At 64.8% G+C, this 20,348-nt stretch carries 7 protein-coding genes; 2 read left to right on the forward strand and 5 right to left on the reverse strand.

Features of this window, described 5'->3' with window-relative positions:
• Nucleotides 1-36: 36 nt before the first annotated feature.
• The 5 genes from MESS4_RS23425 to MESS4_RS23445 form a co-directional block, all read right to left on the reverse strand.
• Entirely contained in the window at nucleotides 37-1,194 is a 1,158-nt protein-coding gene (locus MESS4_RS23425) for an ABC transporter permease (protein ID WP_006336363.1), read from the reverse strand.
• A 12-nt stretch (nucleotides 1,195-1,206) separates the two neighbouring features.
• The gene (locus MESS4_RS23430) at nucleotides 1,207-2,241 is read right to left on the reverse strand and encodes an ABC transporter permease (protein WP_081609834.1); all 1,035 of its coding nucleotides are present in this window, start codon (nucleotides 2,239-2,241) and stop codon (nucleotides 1,207-1,209) included.
• Nucleotides 2,242-2,410: 169 nt separating this feature from the next.
• A complete protein-coding gene (locus MESS4_RS23435; protein ID WP_006336365.1) occupies nucleotides 2,411-4,063 on the reverse strand; it encodes an ABC transporter substrate-binding protein in 1,653 nt (550 codons plus the stop codon).
• Nucleotides 4,064-4,365: 302 nt separating this feature from the next.
• On the reverse strand, nucleotides 4,366-10,416 hold the full coding sequence (locus MESS4_RS23440; RefSeq protein ID WP_006336366.1) for a translocation/assembly module TamB domain-containing protein: 6,051 nt from the start codon (nucleotides 10,414-10,416) through the stop codon (nucleotides 4,366-4,368).
• A gap of 3 nt (nucleotides 10,417-10,419) precedes the next feature.
• Complete coding sequence (locus MESS4_RS23445) at nucleotides 10,420-12,348, reverse strand: autotransporter assembly complex family protein (RefSeq protein WP_006336367.1); 1,929 nt, start codon at nucleotides 12,346-12,348, stop codon at nucleotides 10,420-10,422.
• A gap of 272 nt (nucleotides 12,349-12,620) precedes the next feature.
• On the opposite strand from MESS4_RS23445, the gene MESS4_RS23450 reads away from it, so the two are divergent.
• Both MESS4_RS23450 and pbpC read left to right on the forward strand, forming a co-directional pair.
• Entirely contained in the window at nucleotides 12,621-18,101 is a 5,481-nt protein-coding gene (locus MESS4_RS23450) for an alpha-2-macroglobulin family protein (RefSeq protein ID WP_006336369.1), read from the forward strand.
• A 37-nt stretch (nucleotides 18,102-18,138) separates the two neighbouring features.
• Nucleotides 18,139-20,235, forward strand: a complete 2,097-nt coding sequence (gene pbpC, locus MESS4_RS23455) for a penicillin-binding protein 1C (RefSeq protein WP_006336372.1) — start codon at nucleotides 18,139-18,141, stop codon at nucleotides 20,233-20,235.
• Nucleotides 20,236-20,348 lie beyond the last annotated feature (113 nt).

Raw genomic sequence — 20,348 nt, forward strand, 5'->3', positions numbered from 1 at the left:
TCCTTGTTCTTCAAAGTAGGGTCGAAGACCCGTCCATCAATCTTTCATCGATTGTTCGCGCAGCGAGTCGGCCAAAAGGTTCAGCCCCAGCACGAACGACATCAGCGCGATCGTCGGTGGCAGCGCCGGATGGATGAAGGAGCGCAGCAGGCGGCTGGCGTCCTTGATCGCGGTGCCCCAGTCCGGGCTCTCTGGCGCCAGCCCCAGCCCGAAATAACCGAGCGTGCCGAGCAGGATCGTGGTGTAGCCGATGCGCAGGCAGGCATCGACGATCAGCGGCCCGCGCGCATTGGGCAGGATTTCCCACAGCATGATGTACCAGGGCGATTCGCCGCGCGTCTGCGCGGCCGCCACATAGTCGCGCGTCTTGATGTCCATGACCAGGCCGCGCACGATGCGGAACACGCCGGGGCTGGAGGCAAACACCACCGCCACGAAGATGTTGAGCTGGTTGGGATCGATATGGATGATCTTGAACGGATCGACATCGAAGACGAGGCCGGCATAGACCCAGCCGCCGATGATCAGCGTCAGCCCGAGCAGGATGTAAAGGCGGTCGGGCCGGTTCTTGTAGCGCGTCCAGAACAGCACGCTGAAGAAGATGATCGGGAACATGAAGAACAGCCCGGCCATGGCGTAGGGGATCGGCGTGTCCATGATGCCCGGCGTCACCAGCAGGTAGAACAGAAGGATCACCGGGAAGGCCAGCACGAGATTGGCGAGGAAGGAGAGCACCGTGTCGATCTTGCCGCCATAGTAGCCGGCCGGCAGGCCGAGCGTGATGCCGACCATCAGCGCAAACCCCGTTGCGGCCGGTGCGATGATCAGCACGATCTGGCTGCCATAGACCATGCGGCTGAACACGTCGCGCGCGAGCTTGTCGCCGCCGAACAGATAGGCAAGTCCTGATTTCGGTTCGATCCCGCCCGGCAGTGCGTCCTTCATGATCGGGATTTGGGCAAGCGGGTCGAAGGGCGAGACGGTCGACGCGAAGATCGCCGTGAACAGCCAGAACAGGCAGATGCCGACACCGACAATGCCGACGCCGCTGTCGAAGAGCTGGCCGTAGAGGCCGAGCCTCTTCTTGTAGGCGAAGCTCGCCCCCATCACCAGGACGAGCCCGATCCAGACCGGCCAGAAACGCCCAAGCACGCCAAGCACGATATTGAAGGCGCCGATATATTCAACCTGCATCCGCCCGATCCCCTACTGAACTCTGATACGCGGATTGAGGAACGCGTAGCCGACATCGGAAATGAGCTGCGTGATCAGGACGATGAACACCGAGACCAGCGAGCAGCCGAGCAACAGGTCGATGTCGTTGTTGCCGGCCGCCTCGACCAGCGTGTAGCCAAAACCCTGATAGCGGAACATCACCTCGACGATGACGACGCCGGTGAGCAGCCAGGGGAATTGCAGCATGATGACGGTAAAGGGGGCAATCAGCGCGTTGCGCAGCGCATGCTTGACCACGACGCTGCCGAAGGACAGGCCCTTCAGCCGGGCGGTGCGGATATATTGCTGCGTCATCACCTCGACCATCGAGGCGCGCGTCATGCGGGCGATGTAGCCGATGCCGTAGATCGCCAGCGTCATGACAGGCAAGGTGAAATTGTAGAAGGTGATGCCCTGGCTGGCCGAGGCCGCCGAACCGTTCAGTATGCCGAGCCACGAAGCGAAGATGACGGTGAAGATAACGCCCGACACATATTCAGGCGTCGCCGTCGAGGCGATCGAGGCGACGGACAGTGTCCGGTCGGTTCGCGAACCTTCGCGCATTCCGGCAAGGATGCCGATCAAAAGCGAGACCGGCACCATCACCAAAAGCACACAGAGCATCAGGATTCCGGTGGCGCTGAGCGCCGGGAAAAGTTTCGACGCGACTGTGGTTTTGAACTTTGTCGAGCAGCCGAAATCGCCTTGAAGTATGCCGGAAAATGTCGGCACGACCGGATCGTTGCAGAAGGAAAAACGTTGCGCGGGCTTGCCCGTCGCCGGGTCTGTGACCGGCTGCTTGGGCACGATGCCGAGCCATTGGCCGTAGCGGGCGAAGAAATTCTGTCGGTAGCCATGCCCCACCAGCCAGCTTTCGAGCTGCTCGGCCGAGGTATGCATTTCGGTCTGGCTGATCGCCAGCTTCTTCAGATTGGGATCGAGATTGATCAGGAAGAAGACGACCATCGTCAGGCACAGCATCGTCAATGCCATCGTGCCGAGACGTCTCAGGATAAAAGAAAGCATGGCGGCCCCCTGCCGGTGGGGTTGGGGTCAGGTGCTGTCAACCCTTGATTTGTCGCATGAGCCAGCTTGAAAAGTCAGCAGCCTTTTTTGCGCCGACCTCCCGTTTTTCGGATCATGTTCGAAACAGGAGGGAGGGACGAACGCCCTCCCTCCCCGTAGCTTCGATCGATCAGGCCTGATCGAGCCAGATCTTGCCGTAATCGCGCTCGTATGTCGGGTGCATGGCGTAGTTCTTAACGGCCGCAACCGAGTGGCTGTAGAGCTTGCGCCAGTAGGGCTGGATGATGATGCCGGAATCCTGCAGGATCTGCTCGATGTCCTTCATCATCTCCTTGCGCTTGGCGGCGTCGGCGACCGACAGCGCGGCATTGAGCTTGGCGTCCCAGTCCGGGTTGGACCAGGCAGTCTCGTTCCAGGCCTCACCGGTACGATAGCCGATAGCAAGAACCTGGACGCCAAGCGGCCGCATGTTCCAGTTGGTCATCGACAGCGGATACTTCGTCCAGTCGTTCCAGAAGGTCGAGCCTGGCAGCACCGTGCGCTTCACCTTGATGCCGGCGTCGCGCAACTGGGCGGCGATCGCATCGCCGGTGTTCTTGTGCCAGTCCTCGTCGACCGTGATCAGCTCATGCTCGAAATCGGCCTGTCCGGCTTCCGCCATCAGCGCCTTCGCCTTGGCGGGGTCGCGAGCGATTTTCGGCAGTTCGTAATATTCCGGATGGATCTGGCAGACATGGTGGTTTTCGGCGACGGTGCCGGCATTGCCATTGCCCAGTTGGAGCACGACAGCGTTGTCGACGCCGAGTTGCAGCGCCTGACGCACCTTCTGGTCATCGTAAGGCTTGTTGGCCACATTGGTGCGGCAGACGATGGTCGCCGCGGTGACCACCTCGTACTTCACCAGATCCAGACCGTCGAGGATCGACACGTAGTCGGCCGACGTCTCGAAATTGGTGTGGACTTCACCGGCTTCGAAGGCGCTGACCATGGCGGCCGGATCGGTGCCGTAGTCGATGAACTCGATACCGTCGAGGAAGACCTCGCCATCCCACCACTTGTTGTCTTCGCGGCGCTTGTAGACCACCTTCTGGCCGACATCGTAGGAGACGAGTTCGAAAGGACCGGTGCCGATCGGGCAGGCCTTGAAGTCGCCGCCCTTCTCGTCGAAGCTCTTGTGGACGACGAGGCCGGGATAGTCGCACATGTTCGGGATGAGCGCGATATCAGGCTTGCCGAGCTTCAGCTTGACGGTGTGATCGTCGACCTTGGTCACGGCGCCCTCGTCCAGCTTGTCATCCTTGACCAGCGTGCCGAGGCGGCCGGGCATGGAATTGCCTTCGGCTTTCTTGTCGGCCCAGCGACGAATGTTGAAGATGACGTCCTCGGCGGTGAACGGATCGCCGTTCGACCAGGTCACGCCCTTGCGCACATTCAGCGTGTATTCGGTGGCGTCGTCGTTGACGTCCCAGCTCTCCAGCAGATAGGGGCGGAACGTGTATTCGGTCGTGTACTTGACCAGCGGCTCGAGCGCCTGGCGCTCGGCATTGGCGATTTCCGACCAGTCGGATTTGCGCGGATCCTTAGGATCCTTGATCCACTGCGCGACCTTCAAGATGCCGCCCTTCTTGCCCTGCACTTCTTCCGCCTTGGCGGGCGTGGGATCGGCAAGGCCGAGCATGCCATAGGCCATCGCCGTGGACGCGCCGAAGACGCTGGCCAAGGCGAGAAATTCGCGGCGATCGACACGTCCGGCCCTGGCTTCTTCGGCCATTGCATGGATGTGATCCGGAACGCGATCGCCATTACTCTTGTAGTTTGTCATCACTAACTCCCATTGTTGGCTTTCTGCCTTTTAACATTCCGCATTCGGGCCATGATGTCAAAAACAGCACGGATTTGGAACATGCCAAGGAATGTGCAACTTTGGAAGGGAAGCGGTTCGCGCGATAACGACAGTCTTGGCGCAAAATTGCTACTGCCCGGCAGATTTCGTCGAATCTCCGGCACCGATTAAATTGAGACATTTATCAAAGTTGGACAGCACCAGCCGATCCCGAAGGTGGTGCCAAGAGCGATGCCGACCAGATAGTCAGTTTGCCCGATTCTTTTGCCGTCGGCTCGGCTTTAATATTCGCGCTCGTAGAAAATGCCGCCCTTGGCTTCGCCGGCGTCGTTGGCCTCGCCGCGCAATTTGACGCCGCGTCCGACATTGAGATCGATCGTCGCCTTGCCCGAACCCGGCTTGTCGCCCTTCTGGATCGTCACATAGGTACGGTCGTTCAGATATTTACCTGCCGAGACCGCGGTGCCGCCCTCATCGTCAGTCGTCACGTCGAGATCGTCGACGCCGATCGCGCTGCGCAGGTTCTGGAGCAGCGATGTCGAACCGCCGATGCCGGCCAGCTGCCCGGCGGCTTCCGCAAGCTGGGCGATCTGCAGCGGCGACAGGTTCGACATCGAGCGGCCGAAAATCAACTGCGCCAAAACCTCGTCCTCCGGCAGCGCCGGCACCGAGGAGAAGGTGAATTTCGGATTGGTCGCCTCGCCCGACACCACGATGGTGACGGTGGCGCTGCTCGTTGTCGATGTCGCGGTGAGGTTGAGGTAGGGCACCAGTGAGCCCGAGAAGCCGACCGTGCCTTCGGTGAAGGTCAGTCGCTTGCCGAGGATCGACAGCCGCCCGCGCCGCAAGGTGAAGGTGCCGATCGCCTGTGGCGACGCCGCCGGGCCGGTCAGCCGCAGCGAACCGCCAAGCTCTGCATCGACGCCCCTGCCCTGGATGAAGATCTGGCTCGGCGCGTTGACCGTGACATCGAGGTTGAGGCCGCTGCCGCCACTGCTGCCGCTCGCCGTCGCCGGGCGCAACGCCTTGTCCTGCGCGCGCACGGCGCCTGGCGCGTTCTTGTGCTTGACGTCGAGCGCCGCCAGCGAGCCCGGCAGCTTTTCGGGAACGGTGATGACGGTCTTGGCCAGATTGACGGTACCCGAAATCACCGGCGCCGAAGCGAGCGGGCCCTTGATGGTCAGGTCGCCACCGAGATTGGCGGTGACCACTCTGCCATCGGTATAGCGGCCGTCGACGAGCTTGACCGACAGGTCGGCCGGAAAACCGCGTGCCGGATCGATGCCGACCGTGCCGCTGGCCGACAGGCTGCCGCGTGTCGACAACGTGCCGGTCAGGCGGTTGATCCTGGCGACGCCGCCGCCGATCGCGACATCGGCGGTGATGTTGTTGATGGCAAGGCCCGAGCGCGCATCGACAAGACGGGCGCCTGCCGTGCTGACCGTGCCGCCGATCATTGGCGAGGTCGCCGGTCCGCGCACCTGCACATTGACATTGGCCGTGCCGCTCAGCGACAGGCCTTGCGCGGTGAGTGTCCGGGTCAGGAAGGCGAACGGCACCTTGCCGGAAAAGTCGAGCGCCAGCGCGGGCGTGCCGGCAGTCGTCACAGTGCCGCCGCCCTTGAGGCCGAGGCCGGCTCCGTCGCTAATATTGGCATCGAAGGCCAGCCTGTTGCTGGCGAAGTTGCCGGAGGACGAGACGCTCATGCCGCCGAAACCGGCGCCACGGGTCTGCGATGTCTGGACGCCAGAGGCATCGATCTTGAAGGCCACGGCCGGATTGGCTGGCGCGCCCGTCACCTTGACCGTGCCCGAGATCGAGCCCGCGGCATCGAGGCCCGGCGAGAAACTGTTGGCAAGCGAGGCCGGCACCCGCGCCAGCGTCGCATTGAGATCGAGCGCCTGTCCGACCTTGCCCGAAACCGTCGCCGTGCCGCCGCCGAGGTTGAGCACCAGCCTGTCCAGGCTGGTCGTGCCGTTGGCAATGGTGATGGTCGAGGCCTGGGCGATTGCCGCCTTGATCCCCTGCACCGTTGCCTGGCCGGAAGCGAGTTCGATGGTAGTTGTACCGTTCACCACCTTTACCCGGCCGGCGGCCTTGGCCGGAATGTCCTTGACGGTGGCGCCGCCGGAAAAGCCGGTCCAGTCGCCGTCACGTTTGAGATCGACATCGATGCCCAGGATGACGGTGCCGCCGGAGGTGACGCTGTCGGCGCGGACCTTTCCGGAGATGACCGGTGCGGCGAGGTAATTGGCGATCAGCGCATCGATAGTGACCGTCTTCGCCGACAGATCGCCGCGTGAGATCGAAGCCGTCGACGCCTTGATGGTAACCTCAGGCGCATTGCCGGTCTTCGAGAAGGCAATGGTGCCGCGCACGTCGCCTTCCGCCTTTTCCAGTGCAAGCGCTGCAAGCGGTCCGATGTCAGGCAAATCGAGCGCCACTGTGCCTTCGGGCACGAAGGCATCGTCGAGCGCAAGATCGCCGGAGACCCGGTTCTTGCCGAGCGACAGCAACAGGCCATTGATGGCGCGTTTGCCGTCGGATGTCGCCAGCACGGCACTGCCTTGCAGGGCCTGGCCGGCGACATTTCCCGTCAGTTGCACATTGGCCGCCGGGTTGGTGGCGTCGGCCTTGCCGGTGGCGGTGAGCTGCAGCCCGGTGATCTCGCGTTCGGCCACCGCAAGCCGGTCGCTGTTCACCGTCAGCGACAGGTCGGGCGCGGTGCTTGGCCCTTGAGCGTTCAGCGCGAAAGCGATGGCGCCCATGGCATCTTTCGACAGAAGCGAGATGTCGGCCAGCGCGCCCTTGATGTCGGCGACGACTTTGTTGTCGGCAAGGCTGGCTTTTCCATCGGCGGTAAGCGCACCGGACACCAGCTTGATCGCGTCGGCGGTGACATTGCCGTTGGCATCGCGCTTCAGCGCGGCGCTGAGTTCCGTCCTCTCGCCAAGCACGCCACGCGCTGCCGCCGGCAGCGCCTCGGAAGCCGCATCCGCCCTGAGGTTGAGATCGATGGCGCCGTCGGCCAGCGAGACCTTGCCGTTGAAGGCGCTGTTCAGCGCGGCCCCGACCACCGAGCCGCTGTCGATGACGACGGTGTCTTTGGCGAGGCTGCCGGCGACCTTGGCCGTGATCTTGCCGGCGATCAGCGGCGCGATGGTTGGATTGTCCAGGCCGATCTTGTCCGCCGTCACCGTCCCGGAAATCGGCCCGGTCCGGCTCCTCACGTCGAAAGCATCGGAGTGCAGCGCCAGCGTGATGCCTTCGACCTTGGCCAGATTGGTGGCGGCCGAAGGCAGCGTCGCCGAAATATCGAGCTTCGGCTGCGTGCCCTGCCCCGCGGCCTTCAGCGACAACGCCTGCAGCTCGAGCCTGATCGGGCTCTCGGGGCTGCCAAGCACCAGCGGCAGGCTCGGACCGGTCGAGGCAAGGTCGAGCGAGAAATCGCTGATGCCGTTCGGATTGATCGTGCCGGCCGCCTTGCCGGAGATCTTTTCGCCGGCAAGCGTCGCCTGGTCGATTGCAACGCCGCCGGCGGAGGAGAAACTGCCTGCCGCATCGAGGTTGAGCGGACCGAGTGCCGCCTGGCGGGTCTGGCTGGTCTCGGCGCCAGCGAGTTGCACATTGAAACGAATGTCTGGGTTTGCCGAGGGGCCCGTCACTTGCGCCGTGCCGCCCAGCGTGCCCGCCGCGTCGAGGCCAGGCGAGAAATCATTGGCAAGGGCTGCCGGCAGCGCGGAAAATTCGGCCGCGAGGTCGAGCGTCTGGCCAGCGGTGCCGGAGAGGGTCACCGACCCGCCCCCGACATCGAGCGCCAGCTTCTCGATGCTGGCGGTGCCATTGGCGACGCTCAAGCTCGACGGCTGGGCGATCGCTGCCTTGATGCCGCGAATGGTCGCTTCGCCCGAGGCGATCTCGACGCTGGTCGTGCCGTCCGCGATCTTCACCCGCCCAGCGGCCGTGGCCGGAATGCCTGATATGGTGGCGCCGCCGGAAAAGCCGGTCCAGTCGCTATCGCGCTTCAGATCGACGCCGATGCCGTTGATCACAGTGGTTCCCGAAGTGACCGCATCGGCCTTGATCGTGCCGGAGATCGCCGGGCCCTTGAGATAGTTGGCGACCAGCGCGTTGACGGCGATGGTCTTCGCCGCCAGGTCGCCGCGAGAAATCGAGGCGCTCGTCATATCGATCGCGACAGTCGGCGCGCCCCCATCATCGGAGAAACGGATGCTGCCCTGTATGTCGCCAGTCGCCGTCTGCCCGGCAAGCGCGGCCAGCGGGCCGATATCGGGCGCATCGAGCGTCAGCGTGCCAAGCGGCAGCAGGCTGTCGTCGAGCGCAAGGTCGCCCGAGACCTTGTTGTCGCCCAGCGCCAGGCTGAGCCCGTTGATGGACCGCTTTCCGTCACTCATGACCAACGACGCCTTGAGGTCGAGCGGCTGGTCGTCGACCGACCCGGTCAGCGAGACATCGGCAGCCGGGCTGGCGATGTCGGCCTTCCCCTTCGCACTCAACTTGACGGTCTTCACCGTGCGGCCCGAAGCCGTCAGGCTGTCGCTGTCGGCCGACACCGAGAAATCCGGCGCCGAGCGCGCGCCGCTCGCCGTCAGCGCGAAATCGACGGCCCCGCCGACCGGCACGCCGACGATGGGCGACAGCACCGAGACATCGCCGAGCGTGCCCTTGACGTCCGCCTGGATGTCGGTGCCCGTCGCGCTGGCGGTGCCGCTGGCGCTGAGTGCCCCGGAAGTGAATTCCAGTGAATTGGCGGCGAACGAGCCTTGCGGATCGCGGGTTGCGGTGGCCGAGAATGTCACGCGCTCGCCGAGAACCGGGCGGATCTGCGGCGGCAGCGCCGTCGAGACGGCATCGGCATTCATCTTGAGCGTCATCGCCAGGTCGGCCAGCGTCACCTTGGCGGTGAGCGAGGCGTTGAGCGCATCGCTGCGCAACGTGCCCTGATCGACGGAAATCTCGTCCTTGCTGACCGAACCAGCGAGATCGGCGGTAACCTTGCCGGTCACCAGCGGCGCCAGCGTCGCGACATTTGTGTTGAGGCCGCCGGCCGTAAGCTTGATGCTGACCGGCCCGCTGCGCTCCTGGATGTCGAAGCCGTTGGAATGGATCTCGGCGGTGAGATTGTCCAGCCGCGTGCCGCCCGCCACCACCGAGACCAGAGACGCGCCGATGTCGACGATCGGCGCCTTACCACCGCCGAAGGCACGAGCGGTGGCGCCTGTGAGCGCCACGGTCACCGGCTGCGCCGTGCTGCCGAGGCTGAGCACGATGGGCGGCCCCTTGGCGGCGAGTTCCACCGCAAGGTCGCTGGCGCCGTTGGGATCGACGATACCGGCGGCAGTGCCATGCACGGCATCGCTGTCGATACTGGCGCGATCGACAGCGACGCCGCCCGCGACCATGGCGGTCCCGGCAAGGTCGAAGCTGGTCTTGCCGGCAAACAGGGGTTTCAGGTTTTCCGGCACAAAGCGCGCGAAGTCGCCGTCGCCCTTGGCCTCGACATGGCTGCCCTTGTCGGTGAGCTGATGCCGGCCGGTGAGTTGGGTGACGATCTGGCCGTCGACGACGAAGGTCCCGATGCCGCTCCAGTTGGCGATCGGCCCCGTGCCCGAGACGACGATGTCGACCGGCGGCGCATCCGGCAGATTGAGCAGATTGGCGATGATGCCGCCGGCCGGCTCGGATGCCTTCAGATCGAGGTCGAGCTTGTTGTCGGCGGGCGCGAAATTGATTTTCGCGTCGACCGTGCCTTGCTTGCCGTCATGGCGGGTGATGTTGAGGTTCGTTTCGACCGCCAGCGGCGCCGCGTCGGCCTTGAGCGCGCCCTTGGCCGCGAGCTCGGCGATGCCGCTGCCGGCCAGGGCCTGCCCGAGCGCGATCTCGGGAAGCTCGATCTGTTTGATGTCGACGGAAACCGGCAGCGCGGTCGCACCACCCTGGCTCGGCTGCGTGCTGGCCACCGGCAGGCGCGCCAGTTCGATACGCTCCGCGGCGATGCGCTCGGCGCTGAAGTTTTTCAATAGAAGCGCCCGCGGCGACCAGTCGACGGCCAGTTTGCGGGCCACGAGCCAGGCGCCTTCGCGGTCCTCCAGCACGACATGGTCGACGGTCAGCGCGCCGGACCAGATGCCGTCAATGCCGCTGACCGTGACTTTGCGGTCGTCGGTCGACGCCATGGTCGAGATGATGCCGGCAAGGTTTGCGCGGCCGCGCTCGGTCTTGGTCAGCACAACGAGCGCCCCCACGGCCGCCGCAACCACGATGAGCAGCGTGTAAAGGACGATGCGAAGGATGCGCTTGAACATCTTCATCGCTCAGAACGCCTGGCCAATACCGGCATAGATACCGAAACGCGGATCGCCGGGACCACGGTTAAGCGGCAATGCCGCGTCGATGCGCAATGGCCCGAATGGCGTGATGTAGCGCAAGCCGACGCCGGCGCCGACCTTCATGTCGGAGAAATCCGGGAATGATCCGGTCGAGACGGTGCCGGCATCGACGAATGGCACGACGCCGATCGTGTCGGTGACGGCGATGCGCATCTCGACCGAGGTCTCGAAGAAGGAGAGCCCGCCGATCGGCTGTCCGTCGATGTCCTTCGGACCGATGCCCTGATAGGCATAGCCGCGCACCGAACCGCCGCCGCCGGAATAGAAGCGCCGGTCGGCCGGAACATCCTGAAGGCCGGCGCCGACGATCGATCCGATGGCGACGCGTTCGGCGAAGACGAATTTCGAGGCCGTATCAAGCGACTGGTATGCCGACCCCTCGCCCTTCAGCTTGAGGAAGGCAGCGCCGTTCAGAATGTCGTAGCTTGGCTCGGCATAGGCCAGCACCCGGAATCCCCGCGTCGGATTGAGCCGGCTGTCGCGGTTGTCATAAACATATTGCAAGGGGATGCTGGCGATCAGATAGGTATGCTTGCCGAAGGCGTCGCGGATCTTCGAATAGTCGAGCGCGATTTCAGCCGAAACCGTCTGCTTCTTGTCGAGCTCATAGGACAGGCCGGTGCTGCCCTTGACCGAGAAATGGTCGTAGGCGTCGGGATGCTCCAACACGGTCTTGACGTTGGCGAAGAATTTCGACGCCGGTCCGACCACGCCCGGTTTTTCGAACATGATGCCGGCATTGTAGTTGAGCTCGGTCAAGCTGTTGCTGCCGATGCCGCTGATCGCACCATCAATGCGCAGCTTCTCGGCTCGCCCAAACAGGTTGCGGTGACCCCAATAGCCTTCCAGACCGAGCCCCTCGGTATTGGAGAGCGTGCCGCCAACGCCGAAATAGCGAGGCTTGCGTTCGCTGACCTGGACACCGATCGGGATGTTGCCGTCGCCATCGAGGCTGTCGGCCTCCTTGAGTGTCACGCTGTTGAACACTTCCAGCCCGAGCAACCGGTCGCGCGCCTCGTCGATCTCATCGGGCGAATATTGGCGGCCACGCTTCAGGCCGGTCATGTATTCGGTGAAGTCGCGGTCGACCTTCTCGGTGCCTTCGACCGTGGTGTCGCCATAGCCGGCGACCGGCCCGGCCGCCACGGTGAGCGTCACATCGAGCGTTGAGGTGTCATGGTCGGCGACGATCTCCTGGCCCGTCACCTTGGCCAGCGGCCTGCCCTCCGCCTTGAGCGCCCGCACGATCGAGGCCTCGGCCTTGAGCACCGCGCCTGACCCGGCGTCGCCGCCGGCGATCAGGCCGAAATCGGCGCTGGCCAACCCCGCCGCATCGCCTTTCAGCCGGATATTGCCGAGCGTGAATTTCGGCCCGGTCGCGATACCGATCACCACCGGGATCGGCTGCGGTCCCGAAAATTCGGCATCGGGCGGCAGTTCGTCGAGCGCCTTTCCCTCGATGGTGATGGTGACGACGCCTTCATAGCGGGCGTCAGCATAAAGTGCGGCGACAAGTTGTTCGCGATCGCTGCGCGCCTTGGCCAGCAGCCCGAGCGAACCGGAAACCGGGAGCTCTTCGTCGTTTTTCAGCGTCGAGGCGTTTTCGAGCTTCTTGACCAGATCCTTGTCGGCGTCGGGCGCATCGATGGTGACGGCATAGCGCAGCGGGTCGACAATATCGGCGTCCTCGTCGCTGGAAGAACCCCATAATTTGATGCCGAATAGCTCGAAAGCCGTGGCATTTCGGGGCTCGGCAAACAGTGCGGCCGAGCATATCAGGGCGAAAAGCAGGGTACGCGAAAGCCCGCGCAGTGACGCTCCTCCCCCCGACATCTGCCTTTTACGCACCAACATTGTGACTCTAACCTAACGCTCAAAACTAAAATTGGAATGAAGTTCTGAAGTGCTCGTAAAGGGGCCACAATCCAATTGTCTGAAATAGGCAGGGCTTGGAATTCACACCTTCTGCGTCGCCGCAAGAAAGCGTGATCCCTTGCCCTATGGTGGTACTACCGGTCATCGGCCGGAAAGGAAACCGTTGGCAGGCGGACCCTGCCGCGTCCTCGTGTTGACAAGCTTCAGTGAAGCCTGAACATGCCGGACGTAAGCACTGTCTGGAGGGTGTTATGGCAATGCGCGCGGCTCGTGGTCTGTCTATCCTTATCCTTCTCTTTTTCGCCTGGGGCAGCGTCGCGCAAGCGGCCGAAGCGCGGCGAATCGCAACGACCGACAATTCCGACTATTTCGGTTTCGATCTCCGGTCCGACCAGAATGTCAGCCTCGACCAGTGCAAGACCACATGCCTCGGCGACCCCGCCTGCCGCGCCTTCACCTACAACCTCAAGGCCAAATGGTGCTTTCTCAAATCCGACTATAACCAGCTGAAGCCGTTCAATGGCGCAGTCGCCGGCAAGGTCGTCGATGTCGATGGCGATCCGGATATCGGCGCACCGCCGGAACTGACCTTCTTCCCGAACTGGATGGCCGACCAGGCCCAGCAATACCGCAACAGGCTCACCGGTCCGGCCTCCACCAAGCCGACCGAAGGGCTGACGGCGCTGCGGGCTTCGGCCGAACAGGCGACGTTGACCGGCGACCATCGCTCGGCCATGCAGAAGTACGAGGCGGCGGTTTCGGTGATGCCCGACGACGGCCAACTCTGGCTTGAGCTGGCACGCGAAACGCTTGCCGTGCAGCCGGCCGCCAACACATCCGAGGCCTCGATCTTGCCGGCAAACGCCACCTCCGCCGGCTTCAACGCCTACAAGCTCCTGCGCACCACCAGGACACGGGCCGATGCGCTGGCATTGCTCGGCGACGGGCTCGATCGCCGCGACCTCTACCGGCCGGCCCTGCAATCCTACGAAGCCAGCCTCGCGCTGGTCAGCTCGCCGGGGGTCCGCGCCGCCTATCAGGACCTCAAGGCCCGCAAGGGCTTTCGCGTCATCGACCATACCGTTGATGCCGACACCAGCGCACCGCGCATCTGCGCGCAGTTTTCCGAAGATCTGGTCAAGACCGGCGTCGACTATGCGCAGTTCGTCACTGTCGACAACGCCGCTCCAAAGGGGGTCGAGGCCAAGGACAAGCAGATCTGCGTCGACGGGCTCGAGCATGGCCAGCACTATGAGGTGACCTTCCGCGCCGGTCTGCCGGCCGCCATCGGCGAAACGATCGCAGCACCGGTGGTGCTGTCGATCTATGTCCAGGACCGCGCGCCTTCGGCCCGCTTCACCGGCGACAGCTTCGTGCTGCCGGCGGGCGCGCGCCGCGGCATTCCGGTCGTCACCGTCAACATGAACGCCGCCAAGATGAAGCTATACCGCATTGGCGACCGCTCGCTGGCACAACTTCTGTCCGGCTATCAGTTCCTGCGCCAGCTCGACGGCTATGACATCTCCAACATTTCCGACCAGATGGGCTCGCCGGTCTGGGAGGGCCAGCTCGAGATCGCCAACGACCTCAACAAGGAAGTCACCACGTCCTTCCCGGTCGACGAAGCGCTGCCGCAACGCAAGCCCGGCGTCTATGTGCTGACCGCGCAAGCGGTCGACGATAAGAGCGACGACTATGATTCGCGCGCCACGCAGTGGTTCGTCGTTTCCGATATCGGTCTATCGACCTACACCGGGCAGGACGGGCTCAACGTCTTCGCCCGTTCGCTTGGAACTGCCAAGCCGATCGCTGGCGCCGAGCTGACGCTGCTCGCCAGGAACAACGAAATCCTCGGCACCGCGACCACCGACGCCGAGGGACGCGCCGTCTTCAACCCCGGCCTGACGCGCGGCGACGGCGGCATGGTGCCGGCCGTGCTGATGGCCAAGCAGGGCGACAGCGATTTCGTCTTCCTCGACATGGGCCGAGCCGGCTTCGACCTGTCCGACCGTGGCGTCACCGGGCGCGCTGCGCCGGGTGCGCTCGACGTCTATGCCTGGACCGAACGTGGCATCTACCGCGCCGGCGAGGACGTCCATGTCGCCGCCCTTGCCCGCGACGGCGCCGCCAAGGCGGTCGAGAACCTGCCGCTGACCTTCATTTTCACGCGTCCCGACGGTGTCGAGAACCGCCGCATCGTCAGCGATGGCGCGTCCGCCGGCGGCCATGCCGTCGACCTGCCGCTCGAACCCAACGCCATGCGTGGCACCTGGACGGTGGCGATCCACACCGACCCCAAGCAGCCGGCGGTCGCCAGCCAGATGTTCCTGGTCGAGGACTTCGTGCCGGATCGCATCGAGTTCGACCTCAGCTCCGACAAGCAGGAAATCGCCCAGGGCGAAACCGCCAACGTCACAGTCGACGGCCGTTTCCTCTATGGCGCGCCGGCCGCGGGGCTGGCGCTTGAGGGCGAGCTGACGCTGTCGACAGCCCGCGACTGGGACCGCTTCAAGGGCTATTCCTTTGGCCTTGCCGACGAGCAGTCGGCCGAACCCTCGGTGACGCCGTTCACCGGCCTGCCGGTGGTCGGCGAGGATGGCAAGGCGACCTTCCCGGTTTCCGTCGACCAGTTGCCCTCGACCACCAAGCTCGTCGACGCCAAGGTCACGGTCAGGATGCGCGAGACCGGCGGCCGTGCTGTCGAGCGCTCGCTCAATATCGGCATCCGCCCGCAAGGCCACATGATCGGCATCCGTCCGGATTTCGATGGCGACGAGGTGCCGCAAGGCGGCACGGCGAAGTTCAGCCTGATCGCCGTCGATCCCGACGGCAAGCGCGAGGCGCTGAAGGGCGCGCAATGGTCGCTGGTCAAGGTCGAACGCAGTTATCAGTGGTACCGCTCGAGCAATTCCTGGAACTATGAGCCGGTCACCTTCACCAAGTCGGTGGCCAACGGCCAGGTCGACCTGAGCGCCGACGCCGAGGCCACGGTGTCACTGCCGGTCGACTGGGGTCGCTACCGACTGGAGATCGAGACTTCGGATCCGGAAGGCCCGGCGACCAGCTATGAGTTCGACGCCGGCTGGTATGTCTCCTCCACCACCACCGAAACGCCCGACGGGCTCGAGATCGCGCTCGACAAGGACAACTACGCGGCAGGCGAAGTGGCCAAGCTCAAGGTCTCGCCGCATTTTGCCGGCGAGCTGCTCGTCACCATCGGCGCCGACAAGCTCTTGAAGACCGTCACCGCCACGGTGCCGGCCGGCGGCAGCACCATCGATATCCCGGTCGGCGACGACTGGGGCGCCGGCGCCTATGTCACGGCGACACTGTTCAGGCCAGGCGACGCGCAGGAGACGCGCATGCCGGCGCGCGCCATCGGCGTGAAATGGCTGAAGGTCGATCCGGGCTCGAAGAAGCTCGCCGTCACCTTGACGCCGCCGGACAAGACCATGCCGCGCCAGCAGCTGTCGATCCCGGTTTCCGTGGCCGGCGTGCAGCCGGGCAGCAACGCCTATGTCATGGTCGCGGCCGTCGATGTCGGCATCCTCAACCTCACCAATTACAAGGCGCCGGATCCGGAGGACTGGTTCTTCGGCCAACGCATGCTTGGTCTTGAGGTTCGCGACCTCTATGGCCGCCTGATCGACGGCTCGCTCGGCACCACCGGCAAGCTGCGCACCGGTGGCGACGGCGCCAACATGCAGGCGCAAGGCAGCCCGCCGATCGAAAAGCTGGTCGCCTTCTTCTCCGGCCCGGTCGAGTTCGACGCTGACGGCAAGGCTAGGATCGACTTTGACATCCCGCAGTTCAACGGCACCGTGCGCATCATGGCCGTCGCCTGGACCAAGGATGCGGTCGGCCACGCCCAGTCCGATGTCATCGTGCGCGATCCGGTGGTGATCACCGCCGGCTTGCCGCGCTTCCTAGCCCCCGGCGACGCCGCCGTGATGCGGCTCGACGTCGCCGACACCGACGGTCCGGAAGGCGACTACAAGCTGTCGATCGACACCACGGGTGATCTTTCGACCGGCAGCGCGCCCCTGCCGGAAAAGCTGACGCTCGCCAAGGGCAAGCGGCAGACGCTGACGGTGCCGCTTATGGCTCAGACGGCGGGCAACGCCTCGATCACCATCAAGCTTGCCCATGCCGACGGCACCGCCGTCGAGCAGACGCTCTATGTTCCGGTGCGCCCGGCACAATTGCCGGTGACCACCCGCATGGTCGTCGATCTCAAGGGCAATGGTGGGTCGCTGCGCGTCGACAAGGAGCTTCTGGCGGCAAGCTTGCTCGACGGCGCTTCGGTCAGCGTCGGCGTTTCGCAGGCGGCCGCTTTCGACGTGCCGTCGCTTTTGATGACGCTCGACCGCTACCCCTATGGCTGCGCCGAGCAGACGACCAGCCGCGCCATGCCGCTTCTCTATGTCAACGAGATGGCGTCGGGCATCGGCATGGCCAGCGACCCCGACCTGCATGGCCGCATCCAGGACGCCATCTACAAGGTGCTGAGCTATCAAGCCTCTGCCGGCAGCTTCGGCCTGTGGGGACCGGGTTCCGGCGATTTGTGGCTCGATGCCTATGTCACCGACTTCCTGACCAGGGCGCGTGAGCAGAAATACGATGTGCCGGTCCTGGCGATGAGCCAGGCGCTGAGCAATCTGCAGAACTCGGTCGGCTACGACCAGGACGTCCAGGACCGCGGCAGCGAGATCGCCTATGCGCTCTATGTGCTGGCCCGTAACAAGAAGGCCTCGATCGGCGATCTGCGCTACTATGCCGACACCCAGCTCGAAGCCTTCACCAGCCCGATGGCCGTGGCCCAGCTGGCCGCAGGCCTGGCGCTCTACGGCGACACGCAGCGTTCGGAGGCGACGTTCCAGACGGCACTGCAGCTCGCCAAATCGACCACGGACTATGACTATTACAGGTCGGACTACGGCTCGCCGCTGCGTGACGGCGCGGCGATGCTGGCGCTTGCCGCCGATTCGAAGCCGGTGCCGACGATCGTGCCGGAGCTGATCAAGCTGGTGACGAAGGAGCGCGCCGAAGCTCGCTGGACGAGCACGCAGGACGAATCCTGGATGCTGCTGGCGGCCCGGGCGCTGAAGGCCGGCAACGATGCGATCGCGCTGACCATCAACGGCGCGCCGCACAACGGCGGTTATTCGAACCAGATCGCCGGCAGCAACCTGGCCGACAGCCCGCTGACCGTCGCCAACACCGGCAGCAACCCGCTGCAGGCGGTCGTCACCACGGTGGCCTCGCCGATCCAGCCGCTGCCGGCCAGCGGCAACGGCTTCACCATCGGGCGCACTTACTACAAGCTCGACGGCACCGAGGCCAATGTCACCGAGGCCAAGCAGAACGAACGCTATGTCGTCGTGCTCAAGATCTACGAGCAGAACACCTGGCCTTCGCGCTTGCTGATCACCGACCTGTTGCCGGCCGGCTTCGAGATCGACAATCCGGGCCTGGTCTCCAGCGCTCAGTTGACGAACTTCTCCTGGCTGGCGCAGACCGACGCCGCGCATCTCGAATTCCGCGACGACCGTTTCGTCGCGGCCTTCAACCCGAAAGATGGCGACGGCGACCGCAACATCACGCTGGCCTATGTCGTGCGCGCGGTGACGCCGGGCACCTATGCCCATCCGGCGGCAACCGTCGAGGACATGTACCGGCCGCAATATTCGGCCCGTACCGCCACCGGCATGATGGAGGTCAAGGCGCCGTAGCGATGTGTGGATCGGTCGTCATGATGAAAGGCCACGCATGAGAGGTATTTCGGCCAGAGCATTGCGGAGATTGGGGATCGGCGCGGCATCCGTCGCCGGTTTCCTGGTCCTCTCCGCTGTCGCGCTCTGGCAGCTCGACCGCGCCTTTCCGCCGCCGCTGCCGGCGGAGCTCGCGGTGTCCACCGAAGTGCTCGACCGTGACGGCCAGCTTCTGCGCGCCTTCGCCACGCCGGACGGCTACTGGCGGCTCGAAACCCGGCTCGACCAGGTCGACAAGCAGTTCGTCGACATGTTGGTTACCTATGAGGACAAGCGCTTCTGGGACCATGACGGCGTCGACGTGCTGGCGCTGGCCCGGGCCGCCGGCCAGTTCGCGACCAACGGCCATATCGTCTCCGGCGGCTCGACGCTGTCGATGCAGCTTGCCCGGCTGATCGAGCCGCGCGACAGCCGCAGCCTCGGCTCCAAGCTCAGGCAGATGCTGCGCGCCATCCAGATCGAGCGGCGGCTCACCAAGCGCGAGATCCTCGAACGCTATCTGACGCTAGCGCCCTATGGCGGCAATCTCGAAGGCGTGCGCGCCGCCTCCCTCGCCTATTTCGGCAAGGAGCCGAAGCGGCTGACGGTTTCGGAAGCCGCGCTCCTCGTTGCGCTGCCGCAATTGCCGGAAAAGCGGCGGCCCGACCGCAACCTCAAAATCGCCCACGCCGCCCGCGACCGGGTACTGACCCGCATGGTTTCATCGGGCCTGCTCGGCGAACGCGAGGCCGCTCGCGCGGCACTCGACGATGTCTCGGAATTGCGGCGCACCTTGCCGACGCTCGCCGCCCATGCCGCCTATGCGATGCTGCCCAAGGCCATTCCCGGCCAGAAGCTGCACCTAACGATCCGCAAAAGCGTCCAGGAAGGGCTGGAACAGGTGGCCAGGGACGCCGCCACCAGGCTCGGCCCTCGCCTGTCGGTCGCCATGGTGCTGGCCGACTCCCGCACCGGCGACATCCTTGGCGAGGTCGGCTCGGCCAATTATTTCGACGCCAGCCGCTCCGGCTGGATCGACATGACCAGGACCGTCCGTTCGCCCGGCTCGACGCTGAAACCGTTCATCTACGGGCTTGCCTTCGAGCAGGGGCTGGTGGCGCAGGAAACGCTGATCGAGGACAGTCCGGCCGATTTCGGCGGCTACCGGCCGAAGAACTTCGACATGGGCTACCAAGGCGACGTCAGCATCCGGCAGGCGCTGCAACTGTCGCTCAACGTGCCCGCGATCCGGGTGCTCGACGCAGTCGGGCCAGCGCGGCTGATGGCGCGCTTCCGCCAGGCCGGCGTGACGCCGATACTGCCTGTCAACGAGGCGCCGGGCCTTGCCATCGGCCTTGGCGGCGTCGGCGTGACGCTGCGCGACCTGGTCCAGCTCTATACCGGGCTTGCCAATGGCGGCAAGGCGAACACGCTGCATGACGGCACCGAGCCGGCCAATGCCGAGCGCTCGACGACCACCATCCTCGATGACCAGGCAAACTGGCAGATCACCGACATCTTGTCGGGGGTCAAGCCGCCCGAAGGGGCCATGCAGCGCGGCATCGCCTACAAGACCGGCACCTCCTATGGCTACCGCGACGCCTGGTCGGTCGGCTTCGACGGGCGCTATGTGCTGGGCGTCTGGGTCGGCCGTCCCGACGCCGGCGCGGTGCCGGGCCTGTCCGGCTATGTCTCTGCCGCACCGATCCTGTTCGAGGGCTTCGTCCGCTCAGGCCTTGCCACTGTCCCGCTGCCAAGCCAGCCGGCCGGCGTCACCAGACCGAAGCGCGACGACCTGCCGGTGACGCTGGCCCGCTTCGGCGCCGGCGCCGACGGGCTGGTGCAGGCCACCGTGACCGAACCCGCGCCGACGATCATCTTTCCGCCCGATGGCGCCCGCGTCGATCTCGGCACGGCGTCGGCCGACGCCTCGCCGCTGGTGCTCAAACTGCAAGGCGGCCGCGCGCCGTTCCGCTGGCTGGCCAATGGCAAACCGCTTGTCGGCATCGACCGTCGCCGCACCGCGACCTGGCAGCCGGACGGCGCCGGCTATTCGACCCTGACCGTGATCGACGCGGCGGGGCGCGCGGCGAGCGTGAAAGTCTTCGTTGAATAGAATGCGCCAAGCGATTCGGCGCATTGCGTTTTATGGAAGCTCGGCAGATAGCAGGATACCTAATGCTTGTCGCGAGGCACCCCCCTCTGGCCTGCCGGCCATCTCCCCCGCAA

Source organism: Mesorhizobium sp. STM 4661 (genome assembly GCF_000359125.1).
Taxonomy (GTDB): Bacteria; Pseudomonadota; Alphaproteobacteria; order Rhizobiales; family Rhizobiaceae; genus Mesorhizobium.